Source organism: Aeromonas sp. ZOR0001, from assembly GCF_000801015.1.
GTDB classification, from domain to species: domain Bacteria; phylum Pseudomonadota; class Gammaproteobacteria; order Enterobacterales; family Aeromonadaceae; genus Aeromonas; species Aeromonas veronii.
The window spans coordinates 24847-36260 of sequence record NZ_JRJY01000022.1 but is presented as its reverse complement, the minus strand read 5'-3'; the positions used below and the strand labels follow the sequence as shown (position 1 = coordinate 36260).

At 61.6% G+C, this 11414-nt stretch carries 10 protein-coding genes and 1 pseudogene; 5 read left to right on the top strand and 6 right to left on the bottom strand.

The window, feature by feature from the left end; all coding sequences use genetic code 11:
• The 3 genes and pseudogenes from L972_RS21705 to L972_RS02680 all read right to left on the bottom strand — a co-directional run.
• A pseudogene (locus L972_RS21705) lies at positions 1-331 on the bottom strand (glycosyltransferase family 4 protein); the annotation flags it as partial.
• Positions 328-1734, bottom strand: coding sequence for an O-antigen ligase family protein (locus tag L972_RS02685; RefSeq protein ID WP_047435194.1), 1407 nt, complete (start codon positions 1732-1734; stop codon positions 328-330). The gene L972_RS02685 and the pseudogene L972_RS21705, both read right to left, overlap by 4 nt.
• A complete protein-coding gene (locus L972_RS02680; RefSeq protein ID WP_043819779.1) occupies positions 1722-3041 on the bottom strand; it encodes a lipopolysaccharide biosynthesis protein in 1320 nt (439 codons plus the stop codon). The genes L972_RS02685 and L972_RS02680 overlap by 13 nt, the downstream gene beginning before the upstream one ends.
• A 299-nt stretch (positions 3042-3340) precedes the next feature.
• Between L972_RS02680 and L972_RS02675 the strand changes: the two genes are divergently transcribed.
• From L972_RS02675 to L972_RS02660, 4 genes are read left to right on the top strand one after another with little or no spacing between them, the layout of a single operon-like run.
• On the top strand, positions 3341-4096 hold the full coding sequence (locus tag L972_RS02675) for an acyltransferase (RefSeq protein WP_047435189.1): 756 nt from the start codon (positions 3341-3343) through the stop codon (positions 4094-4096).
• A complete protein-coding gene (locus L972_RS02670; protein ID WP_047435186.1) occupies positions 4093-5292 on the top strand; it encodes a glycosyltransferase in 1200 nt (399 codons plus the stop codon). The genes L972_RS02675 and L972_RS02670 overlap by 4 nt, the downstream gene beginning before the upstream one ends.
• Complete coding sequence (locus tag L972_RS02665) at positions 5289-7823, top strand: hypothetical protein (RefSeq protein ID WP_047435182.1); 2535 nt, start codon at positions 5289-5291, stop codon at positions 7821-7823. The genes L972_RS02670 and L972_RS02665 overlap by 4 nt, the downstream gene beginning before the upstream one ends.
• Before the next feature lie 11 nt (positions 7824-7834).
• Entirely contained in the window at positions 7835-8311 is a 477-nt protein-coding gene (locus L972_RS02660) for a hypothetical protein (protein WP_047435179.1), read from the top strand.
• Here the strand turns inward: L972_RS02660 and L972_RS02655 are convergent.
• Together L972_RS02655 and L972_RS02650 are read right to left on the bottom strand one after the other, a co-directional pair.
• Positions 8289-8735 carry a hypothetical protein gene (locus L972_RS02655; protein ID WP_047435176.1) on the bottom strand — a complete coding sequence of 149 codons (447 nt, stop codon included), beginning with the start codon at positions 8733-8735 and terminating at the stop codon, positions 8289-8291. The genes L972_RS02660 and L972_RS02655 overlap by 23 nt on opposite strands.
• The gene (locus L972_RS02650) at positions 8722-9489 is read right to left on the bottom strand and encodes a hypothetical protein (protein ID WP_047435173.1); all 768 of its coding nucleotides are present in this window, start codon (positions 9487-9489) and stop codon (positions 8722-8724) included. The genes L972_RS02655 and L972_RS02650 overlap by 14 nt, the downstream gene beginning before the upstream one ends.
• 158 nt (positions 9490-9647) lie before the next feature.
• Between L972_RS02650 and L972_RS02645 the strand changes: the two genes are divergently transcribed.
• Positions 9648-10493, top strand: a complete 846-nt coding sequence (locus tag L972_RS02645) for a DUF1194 domain-containing protein (RefSeq protein ID WP_047435170.1) — start codon at positions 9648-9650, stop codon at positions 10491-10493.
• Between the two features lie 300 nt (positions 10494-10793).
• On the opposite strand, the gene L972_RS02640 is transcribed toward L972_RS02645, so the two are convergent.
• On the bottom strand, positions 10794-11318 hold the full coding sequence (locus L972_RS02640) for a hypothetical protein (protein WP_136502388.1): 525 nt from the start codon (positions 11316-11318) through the stop codon (positions 10794-10796).
• Positions 11319-11414: the final 96 nt, after the last annotated feature.

Genomic DNA, 11414 nt, shown 5'->3' with positions numbered 1-11414 from the left:
CCCCCCCCAGCCACTGACAAGGGGCCGCGCTGTTGGCATGCACCAGCCCAATCTGCCGCTCGGTGATGAGCTCTCTGGCTCGCCGGGAGAGGCGCCGATGGGCCGCAAGATCAAAACGTGGCGCCTGCCATCCCAGCAGCAGGCTGAACGGCTCGACCATGGTTTCGACCCCGAGGGTGGCCGCCTCTGCCGCCAGCGTCGGGCTATTACACCAGAGCAACGGCGTAAACCGGCTGCGATCGAGGTGGGCCAGCAGATCCAGCAGGCAGCGTTCGCTGCCGCGGATCCAGTCCTCTCCGTAGTGAACCAGCAAAACAGGGGTTACGTTCATCCTCTTGCTCCCTTTGGTGGCACTGCCGGCAACCGGGTTGCCTCCTGATGATCCTCAGCGGTGGCCTGCACCTCTCTGGCCGCCTGCTGCACGTACTTGATGACGGCGACGGCCAGCGCCAATTCCAGATAGATGGGCCAGGTAAACCCCTGGGTCAGGAAGGATCCCGAAATCACAAACCCCACCATACTGGCCATCACCCCCTGCATTGCCGTGATCACTGCAGGAGGCATGCCAGCAAGCTGGCAACGCCAGCCACCGCGCAGGGCCACCGTCACCATGCCGATAAACAGCGCCAGCCCGACAAAGCCGGTTTCAGCCAGCACCCCGAACCAGGTGGAGTGCACCGCATGATTGAGTCCATCCCAATGGGGGCTGTAGAAGAAGTAGTTGTAATAAAAATTGGACAAGCCCACCCCTACCAGCGGATGGCCCAACGCCATGCCCCAGGCCGCTTGCCAGGCGTAGATCCGCCCCATGGCCGAGGCATCGACCCCGCTCTCGGCGGCGCCGCCAGATGCCCGGTCGCTGATCCCGGCGGCGGCAAACAGCACCACCAGCGCGACCATCCCCAGCGAGATCAACAGGGTTTTCGACTTCACCCGCTGCCAGGCAAACAGGCCGCTGACCGCACACACGCCAAGCAAACCACCGCGGCTCTGGGTGGCGATAATGGCGGCGGCGGTCAACGCAAAGCCGAGCCCCCCCAACAAACGCCCCCCTACCCCATTGCCCTGATTGAGCAGCAAGCTCAGCGAAAAACCGGCAGGAAAGAGCAGCACCAGCGCCAGATCGTTGGGATCCCCCAGCACAGAGCCCAGCTCGCGCCCTATGGTCACCCGGGTCCCCTCCACTAGCCCAATCCCGCTCGCCTTGTTGTAGAGGGCCACCAGCGCCACCAGACAGCCCGCTACCACGAAGGTGCGCACCGCCAGCGCAAAATCCCCCGGAGTGCGCACCAGCCAGGCGGTGGCCAGGGTCATCAGATAGATCTTGCTGTAGCTGCCGGTCCAGGTGGCGATCGCCTCGCCCCGGTTGCTGGCAAACAGCACACCGATGGAGACCATCACAAAGAAGGCCGTCAGCCAGCTCAGGGCAGGACTCCAGTAGGGCTTGATCCGGCCGGTCAGCAAAATGTGCCAGACCAGCGCGCCGATGGCGGCCAGCGAGAAGAGCAGCGGGATCTTGAGGGGATAGAGCTGGGGGAACACCTCATGCAGCCGAAAGAAGGAGAAAGTGACAAACCCCAGCACCATCAAGAAGGGCCAGCGCAGGGCAAACCAGATGGCGGGAATGGCAAGGCCGAGCACCGGCAGCAGCAAAGGATGGGGCAGCCGCCACCAAAGCAGAGCCAGCACCAGACAGGTGGTGCTTGCCCAGATGGCTGGCGTTAGACGAGCCATGATCCTGCCCACCATTGGCCGAGCCAGACCATCGCCAGCGCCCCGAGGGAACTGGCCCAGAGGGTCGAGAGGCGATACGGCAGCGGCAGCAACCGCTGGCTCACCAGATAAAAGGCGAGCGCCCGCACCAGATAGACCAGCAGCAGGGTCCAGATCACCCCGGCGACCCCGAAGGGGGGGATGGCGAGCAGAAAGCCTGCCACCCCAAGAGCGCTGCAGCCCAGATTGATCACCATCTGGGCATTACTCTTCTCGCCGCTAAAGCAGCCTACATTGAGCAAGTCCGAAACATTGCGCACCGCCATGCCCAGCACCAGCAGCGGAATATAGGCGATCGCCCCGTGATAGCTCTCCGGGGTCAGCCAGCGAATAAGCAAGGGGGCGGTAAGCCCGACAATCCCCGCGGTGACAAACCCCAGCACCGACCCCATCACGCTGTAGTGGGCATTGAGTCGCAGTCCATCCGGTTCGCGCAGCAGCATGAAACGGCGGGGATACCACCAGAGGGCAAAGGGTTGCAGCAGAAGTCCCACTGCCAGCGCCAGCTTGCCCGCCACCGCGTAGTAGGCAAGCAGCGCCTCCCCCACCACATCGGCCAGCAACCAGCGATCCAGTCCGCTCAGGGCAAAACCTGCCAGCCCGCTCACCACCAGGGGCAATCCATAGCGCAGCAGCGGCCGATAGTGCTGCCAGTCAAAGCGGATCCCGCTATCTCGCCACTGCCAGAGGCTCAGCAGCAGCGCCAGTGCAACGCAGGTCAGGGTGCCGGAGGCCAGCACCCCGCTCACGCCCCAGCCGAGCCAGAGCCACCAGCCGGTCAGCACCGACTGGATCACCGCCTTGCCTGCGGTCGCCACGAAAAAGAGCCGGGCCTGATTGCGCATCCGCAGCCATGCCAGTGGCACGCCGATCACCCCTTCAAACGGCAGGGCGCAAAGCACCCAGCGCACATCCGCAAGGCGGGTTTCCACCGGCAGCCAGGCTTGCACCACAGGCGCCAGCAGCCAGAGCAGCACCAGACTGGCCAGGGCGATCAGCCAGACCAGCCCAAACATGCGGGCCACTACCTGCTGGCGCTCCTGCTCATCTTTCGCCAGTCCGGCAAAGCGGTAGAGGGCATCCACCAGCCCGAAGCCAAGGATCAGGGAACCCAGATTGATGAGGGTCAGCAGCACCTCCAGCTGGCCGTATTCACGAGGCAGCAGCTGATGGGTCAACACCGGCAGCATCAGTAGGGAGATCCCCTTCATCAGGAGCAAGCCGCCGGCGTAATAGAGCATGGCAATCTGGTTCACACCAAGTTTCATAGGGCCTCCCAGCCACCCGAAGCATCCTGCTCCGGGTCAGCTACCGCTAATGCAAAGCCCACGCCACTCACTCCCGCCCTGAAGCGATAGCCCCTCTGTGCGGCTTAACCGGCCTGAACAAGCCCAGAATGAGACTGGCATTTGCGTTTTGCACAACGCTGGCTGCAAATTGCACCGACCGGCGCAATCTCCCCCTCCTCTTAGCCCCATTTGGCCCGATCCCGCTGGGGTCGTCCTGTTGGCCCGATCCCTGCTTTCTGCATAGCGAGCAACGGACTGCACCAGAGGGAGAGGTCGCCATGAACACCATCAACCTGCACCGGATGAAAAGCTGGGCCAAACAGGGAGAGACGCCACTGGCTCGCCGGGTATGGCGACTGGCCAAAAGTGCCCGCCACTGGTCACTCCCCGTGATCCCACCCCTGCATCGGCTGCTTTATCGGCTCTATCTGCTGGGCAGCAACGCGCTGGCGACCCTGACCCGCACCCTCTGGTGGACCCCCTTGTTTCAATCTCGCCTGACGGCCCCCGCCCCGCGCCTCTATCTTTATGGCGGCATCCCCTATATCAGCGGTCCGGTCACCATCGAAATTGGTGCCGACTGCCGCCTCAGCGCCGCCATGACCATCAGCGGCCGGGCATCGAGCCAGACACCACGGCTGGTCATTGGCCGCAATGTCGGGATTGGCTGGCAGACCACCCTGGCGGTGGGCAGCAAGATAGTGCTGGGGGATAACGTCCGGATTGCAGGGCGTGCCTTTCTGGCGGGCTACCCGGGGCATCCGATCAACGCCCGCGATCGCTCCCTTGGCAAACCGGATCGCGATGAACAGGTGGGGGCCATTGTGCTGGAGCAGGATGTCTGGCTTGGCACCGGGGTGATGGTGATGGCCGGTGTCACCATAGGCGCCGGCACCATTGTCGCCGCAGGCAGCGTCGTCACCCGGGATCTGCCCGCAGGTGTGCTGGCAGCGGGTGTACCGGCCACAGTACTGCGCCCCTTGCAACCACAGGATCACAGCGACCCCGCACACGCTTCGGAGACCTTTGCATGAAACCACACTCACTGCCGCAACTGGTGGTGCTGGGCGAGGATTGGGGCCAGCACCCCTCCAGCACCCAACACCTGATCAAGCGTCTGTTGCCCGATTATCAAGTGCTCTGGGTCAACTCCATCGGCATGCGTTGTCCCCGCTTTACCCTTCATGATCTCACCCGCATCGTCCGCAAACTGGGGGCGGTGCTGCGCGGCGCGCGCCATGCTGGCGGCCAGTCGGTTGCGCCATCAGAGGTCAGCAGCCCTCGGGTACTGCCGCCGCTCGCCTTGCCACTGCCGGGCAGTCGGCTGGCGGGCAAGATCAATGGCCACTGGCTGGCGGCGCAGATCCGGCGTCAGCTGCCCGAGCTGGATCGCCCCTTGCTCTGGATCTCCCTGCCCAGCGCCGTCGATCTGATTGGCAAGCTTGAAGAGCGGGCGGTCATCTACTACTGCGGCGATGACTTCTCGGCGCTGGCGGGGGTGGATCATCAAGCCATCGCCCACTGCGAGGCCAGACTGGTGGAAAAAGCCGATCTCATTCTGGCCGCCAGCCCCGCGCTGGCCAGCCGGTTTCCGCCCCATAAAACCCGGCTCCTCAGCCACGGCGTGGATCTCGAGCTGTTTATGCCCCCCAGAGAGCGCCCGGCGGATCTCCCCTCCGGCCGTCCGATTGCCGGATTTTACGGCAGCCTGAGCGACTGGATTGATATTCCCCTGCTGGCAGAGACGGCCGCCGCCCTGCCCCACTGGGATCTGGTGCTGATTGGCACGGTCCAGACCGATATCTCCCCCCTCAAGGGGCTCCCCAATATCCATCTGCTGGGGCCCCGTCCCCACCACACGCTGGCGGCCTATGCCCAGCACTGGCAGGTGAGTTTGCTGCCCTTTGTCGACAACGCCCAGATCCGTGCCTGCAATCCGTTGAAATTGCGCGAGTATCTGGCCGCAGGGCGCCCCATCGTCAGCACCGATTTTCCGGCTCTCGATGGCTATCGGGATCAGATCCAGCTCCCCCACGATGGGGAGAGCCTGGCCCAGGCCATCAACCGGGCCGCCTTTGATCAATCCAATCCTGGCTGGTTTCAGGAGAGTGGCTGGGAGGGGCTCACCCGCAGCGAAGGGCGCCACACTCGCCAGCAGCAGGTGGCCCTGCAAAGCTGGGATCACAAAGCTGCCGAGCTGAACAACTGGCTAAAGGGGCTGGCCGGATGAGCAGAGGGCTCTGGCTGGTTATCCTGCTCTGCGCCAATGCAGCAATGGCCACCACCCGGCTGGAGGGGCAGACCCCGCTGCCCCTGACAGGCAACCAGACACCCCAGCGGCTCGATCTGAGCACCCACAACTGGCCAATAGGCAGCGATGATGAACTGGTGATCGAGGGCCATAACCCCAGCGTCCGCCCGCAAACCCTGATCCTGCGTATCGACGATGAGGCCTCGGTCAACTACCGCAGCCGGGTCAATCTGGAGCGGATTGTCGCCCCCGGCCCCTTCACCCAGCGCTTTGCCTTGAGTGAGTGGCGCACCAGCCAGCCCAGAGCGCTGGCGCTGGACAAACTCACCAAGCTCTATCTCTTTATGGCCGATAACGCCCCCTCGCTGACCATTCACCGCTGGTACTGGGAGCCCGGTCTGACTCTGCCTGCGGGCACCATTGCGCTGGATCTGGGGGCCGCGGCTGCGCCCCGCTTTACCGGCTTTGAGCCCCTGAGCCCGGGAGATCCCCGGCTGATTGGCCATCCCACCCCCATCTTGCGCCCCTCCGGCGATGCTCTGGTGCGCGATGGGCTGCGCAATCTGGATGGCGTACGGCTGGAGGTCGCCAAAGGACGCTACCAGCTCACCCTCTGGCTGGATGACCCCGGCGAGTGGGAGTACCTGCCCCACCCCTTCGAGCGCAGCGTGCTGGTCAATGGCGAACCCATCTGGGCCGAGCAGTGGCAACCGCAGGAGTGGCTAACGCAGCGCTATCTGGCGGGACAATCCCGCGAGGCACTGCCAAACCCGGATCCCTGGCAGCTGTTCGGGGCACGACAGGGCGGCCCCGTTCATGTCACCCTGAACCACCCCGGCGGCCCGCTCACTATCACACTGGTAGGCCACTCACCGGATGCCAAGTACCTGGCGGGACTGCTGCTTGCCCCCTATCCGGCCAGCACCCGCAAAGAGGCTCTCCCGAATAGTGGAAAAGATCTCGCCGTATTGGCTGACGCTACCGCAAGCGTGCTGACCAAGCAGCGCCAGCTGTTTTTGGAAAAGTGGACTCTGGCCCCCTATTCCCCAGCCCCAGCTTCGCATCAACTGAGCCTCACGCCGATTACGGATGCCGCCCCAACCCTGCAGATCGCCCCGCTATCTGCGGCCGATGCGTTGCAGCAGACTTCACAACCGGTGCTGGCCGCCCGTGGCAGCCAGCTGTTGCTGGAATTTGCCATCCACGCCGCCACCGACGATCCGGCCCCATTGCTGGTGATCCAGCCCCCTGAGCAAGCAGGATCGCCGCTGGCGCTGACCCCCTATTACGGCAAGTGGCATCTGATTCGCCCGCAGGCGAGTGGCACCCTGCTGGCTCCCTCGGATCAGGAGCTGGTCGAGGGGGTCGCCGGGCTCACCCTGCTGGCAGGCGTACCCCGCCGTCTGGTGCTGCAGATCACCGTCCCCCGCGATGCGCCTGTCGGTCACTATCTGGGCAATATTCAGCTGCTGAGCCAGCAGCAACTGGTGCAGCTGCCACTGACTATCGAGGTGCTGCCGCTGACCCTGCCCGCGGCCAACAAGCCGGTCGGCATCTATGTCGAAGCGCCCCCCTATCTGAACTGGCTGAGCCCCGACCCCGAGGCACTAAAAGAGCAGATCGCCGCGGCCAGTCACTGCGATCTGCAGCGGCTCGCCAAACTCGGGATCAGCGGCCTCTCGCCCGCCCTGCCACAGGATGAAGCGGGGATGAAGGAGATCATGGGAGAGGCGGCCGGGCTCGGCTTTGTGCCGCCCCTGCTGGCCTATACCCCGCTCAAACGCTGGGGGGGAGACCCTGCCAACCAGCTTGATCAGTGGCAGGCGCGGCAACAGGGGCTGACAGCCAGCGGCTTGCCCCCGCTGGCATGGAGCCTGTTTGATGAGCCGGATCTTGCCACCCTGCCCGCCATCACCACCCTGGCGCGGGAGATGAAACGGCGGGATCCAGCGGTGATCCGCGCAGGCCACTTCAATCATCCGGGTCAGGTTGGTCTGCTTGCAGAGGTGGAGATTGCCCTGATCAACGCAGGCTTTGGCGCCGACAAGGCCGATGTGGCGCGGATACACCAGCACAAGGTCACCCCCTGGTTTTACAATCTGGGCACCCCGAGAGCCGCCGGGTTCTATTTGTGGCAAAGCGGCGCCGAGGGCTATTTGCAGTGGCATGGTCGCATGCCCACCGCCCTGCCTTATGACCCCACCGACGGGCGGGAGAGCGACTTTATGCTGCTCGGCCCGCAAGCCTGCGAGGCGCATCGCCTCTCCCACGATCTGTTGCTGTTGCAGCAAGCCATCGAGGATCTGCGCTGGCTCGCATGGCTGGAGCAGGAGGCCCGCTATCAGGTGGATGCCGCCCTGCTGCTGGAGCGCCTGCGGGATCAGCTGCCGACCCGCTGGCAGGTGGCAGAGCAACTGCCCTCTGCCGCCTGGATCCAGTGGCGCCGCGAGATTGAACAACTGGCCAAGGGATTGAAAACATTGCAAACTGGTGCCAACTCATCCTCCTGAAGTGACTGCGTATGGCCAACCAGACTCCCCGCTCCACAGCCAAAGACAGCGCCCTGCGCCGCCTGTTGCCCCTGATGCTGCCGCTGCTGCTCCTCACCGGTTGCGCCCGTCAGGAGCCGGTCAATGAGACCCTGCCGATCCTCAACCAGTTGCGGGAACAGCAAATGGCCGAACAGCCCCAGCTGCAACTGCAATACCAGCAAGCGGAGACGCAACTTGCGGCGGATCAGGAGCAGCTGCTGCATCAGTTTTTAGGCCGCAAGGATCCGGCCCGGATTGCGCTGGTAAGCGGCCCCGGGCTGCAAACCGACATGCTGGAGAGTGCGCGGATGGCAAGCGTGCGGCTGACCGCACTCACCCGCTTGCTGGGAGCTCGCGCTATTGAGCTGGAGCCCCGCTATGACCCCATGCTGGCCCCCAATACCTTGCTGATCCGCATTCTGCCAAACGGTGAATCGGGGTCGGTCACCCCAGCGGCGGCGCAATAAGGCCGAGGCAGGTGGTCGGCAAGGCCACCCGATAGAGGGGATAAGGGGTCAGCCCCCACAATTTGCGCCAACCCTGGGTCAGACGGTACGAGAGCAGCGGCGGGCTCTGGTGCAACTCGCCTAAAAACATCACCCCCTGACTCATCCCTTCACTCGCCAGCGTCACTGACATCGCCTCCCGATCCGGCGCCACCAGCATGGCCTGCAGCAGGCCGTCACAGCGGGGATGGGCCAGCTGATAGCTGACATAGGTGCCGCCCAATACTGGCGTAGCCACCCGCAAGCGCCATCCCAACTGGACCAGCTCCATCAGCATGGGCTTGGCCCCCTCGTTAACTGCCCGGTTCTGATAACGCCACCCCATGGCGGCAGCACTGAGCAGCGCCACCAGCAACAGCAACAGATATCCCCTAGATAAACGCATCACGGCGCCCCCGGATAAAGAGGATGGTCATCACCAGCAACATGATTGCCCACTGGTAGAGCTGGGCCAGCGAGCCGGTATGCAGCCAGCCATACCAGCGCAGATCCAGACTCATCAGCACCAACCGCAACTGATTGGCCCCGATATAGAGCAGGCAGACCAGCAGCAACATGGGCCACTGCCGGTAGAGGGGGCGCTCCGGCGCCAGCCAGCAGCAGGAGACCAGCCAGGAGAGCACCACCAGATAGAGTTGAGAAAACGAGGAGCACCCCTTGAGCACAATCAGGGCATGGCCCCCCAACCGCTCGATGCGATTGCCATCAAGGCGAGTCTCCCAGCCAAGCAGTTGCAACCACTGGCCCACCCCCCAGGCATCGAGGGCCAGCACAGGGCCGGAGAGCAGGGCAAACACCTGCTGCCCCCACAACACCGCCACGGTAAAGGCGAGCACAATCTGCAACACCGCCCGCTCATCGCCACTCTGATGACGGCGCCATAGCGAGGCCACCAACAGCAGACAGGCCAGCGCCTTGCAACTGGCGCTGGGGATCAGGATCAGCAGGATAAAGAGGGCGAGCGCCAGTGGATGCGGACGCCAGCTCGGTGCAACCCGCGATGCAATTTGCCACCAGATAGCAATCAGCAACACCACCAGCAGGTTGAAGTGACCCATATTGAGCCATACCATGCCCCACTGATTGGCCAAACCAAGTAGCAGCCAGTTGGGTGCCCACTGCCAGGGACGGATCTCCATCGCAACTCCTGCCGGTTATCAGCGCTTTTGAGTGCTGTCGCAAGTTCCATGCCTGCCCGGTCTCACCCGGATCAAGCCAAGTCAGAGGATTCGCCAAAGCTGGCACGCTTTATTCATTCCCCCCTGCTGGCACTAGCGCCAAGGAGAAGGAGTGGGCAATGAAACTCAAACCGTTGGCAGGGCTGCTGGGGATGTGGTTGGTAACCTCCCCCGCATACGCCTTGACCGAAGTCGATACCGAACTGCAACTGCTGATGGATGTGTCGGGCAGCGTCAGTTCATCGGAATTCAATCTGCAATTACAGGGCTATGTGGACGCCTTTTACAGTCAGGATGTACAAAGCGCCATCCTCGACACCAGTGGCGACAAGCTGGGGTCCATTGCGGTACAGATGGTGATGTGGAGCGGCTCGACCCAGCAGAGCGTGATGACCGACTGGTTCCACCTCTACGACATGACCTCCATCAACAACTTCGCCGCCACCCTGGATGCCCTGGTACGCCCCTATGCGGGGATGACGGCCCCCGGTTCGGCCATGGCCTTTGGTGCCCAGCAGTTTGATACCAACAACTACACCGCCGCCCGCCAGGTGATGGATGTGTCGGGTGACGGTATCCAGAACAACGGGCTGGATACCTCCACCGTGCGGGATCAACTGCTCACCTCCGGCATAGACACCATCAACGGCATCACCATAGGTCAGGACTACGCCGATGGGGTGCTGCAAGAGTGGTATGTGGAGAACGTAGCGGGAGGTCAGGATGCGTTTGTGATCAATGCCACCACCTTCGCCGACTTTGGCAATGCGCTGGAGCTCAAACTGGCGGCCGAAATTGAGGGGGGCATTATTCCGGAAGGTGCTCTGGCCGCCCCCATCGAGGAGATCCCGCTGGCCGCCCAGCTGCTGCTCGGTATGCCGCTACTGCTGGCCTGGCGCTATCAACGCCGAACTCAAGGCCGTCCGCAGCAAGCCAACTGGCAACAGAGCCCCGCCATCGGCTAGTAAATCACCCCGTGTGTTGCGATTAGGGAGCCATGGCTCCCTGATTTTTTGCCGTAAACATGGCTTTCGGCAGGGGCTGCACAACTTCTGGTTTGGATGACAGATGAAAATAAAGTTTCACTCTACCAATGCTTTTTCCACCCGACTTTGCTGAGCAGCATTATTTTTGTGATCTGGTTGCGCTCTACATCTGGTTCAGATACCTGCTACGAGTTACAACAAAACCCCAACACAACTATCGGAGTTAAATGAAGTTAGAACAGCCATACATTGACAACCATTTTTAGATCCTAAAGTAGCTTATCTATTCCCTTTGTATTTAACTTCGTCGGAATAAATTCCAATATCTTTGCGAACTGCACTTAGGAATATAAGCATTTCAACGCGAAAAACATGGAAGTCAAAAGCATCCGCCTCGATGGAGTCATAAACATAATCTATAAGTTTCATAAACATATCGAACACATCAGAGGATGAAAACAATGCTAGTTGTGCTGTCATGTGAAGCCTCTGTTTATCGAAGCTTTTAATGTGTTCAGGAGTTATTTTTTCCTGATGAGTTATGTTTGCAATCAAGTCCAATAATGGTGCAGAGACTGACTTATAAAGCTCTAGCTTTTGATAATAATTAATCTGTTTGTTTACAGTTAACTCACTGAGTTTGTTTTTATACTCTTCGATCTCCAAAGCCATTCTAGACTGTTCTTGTTGTAAAATTCGTTGAGCCCAAACTTTACCAAGAAAACTGGATGCGCCTAGAACAATAGCAGCCCCTCCTCCTAATGAAATCAATATCGCTTGAGCTAAATAATATGCTTCTTCCATCACTTCCTCTGCTAAATTAGAGCCGTAAATTCGATTAGCAAAGCGCTATCGGACGTTCGCGGCCTTCCTAGGATATGCATCTTCAACAAGCCAACA

Bases quoted from the DNA above. Each gene is read 5' to 3' on its own strand.
- L972_RS02685 (WP_047435194.1), bottom strand. From the start codon at position 1,734: ATGGCTCGTCTAACGCCAGCCATCTGGGCAAGCACCACCTGTCTGGTG.
- L972_RS02680 (WP_043819779.1), bottom strand. From the start codon at position 3,041: ATGAAACTTGGTGTGAACCAGATTGCCATGCTCTATTACGCCGGCGGC.
- L972_RS02675 (WP_047435189.1), top strand. From the start codon at position 3,341: ATGAACACCATCAACCTGCACCGGATGAAAAGCTGGGCCAAACAGGGA.
- L972_RS02670 (WP_047435186.1), top strand. From the start codon at position 4,093: ATGAAACCACACTCACTGCCGCAACTGGTGGTGCTGGGCGAGGATTGG.
- L972_RS02665 (WP_047435182.1), top strand. From the start codon at position 5,289: ATGAGCAGAGGGCTCTGGCTGGTTATCCTGCTCTGCGCCAATGCAGCA.
- L972_RS02660 (WP_047435179.1), top strand. From the start codon at position 7,835: ATGGCCAACCAGACTCCCCGCTCCACAGCCAAAGACAGCGCCCTGCGC.
- L972_RS02655 (WP_047435176.1), bottom strand. From the start codon at position 8,735: ATGCGTTTATCTAGGGGATATCTGTTGCTGTTGCTGGTGGCGCTGCTC.
- L972_RS02650 (WP_047435173.1), bottom strand. From the start codon at position 9,489: ATGGAGATCCGTCCCTGGCAGTGGGCACCCAACTGGCTGCTACTTGGT.
- L972_RS02645 (WP_047435170.1), top strand. From the start codon at position 9,648: ATGAAACTCAAACCGTTGGCAGGGCTGCTGGGGATGTGGTTGGTAACC.
- L972_RS02640 (WP_136502388.1), bottom strand. From the start codon at position 11,318: ATGGAAGAAGCATATTATTTAGCTCAAGCGATATTGATTTCATTAGGA.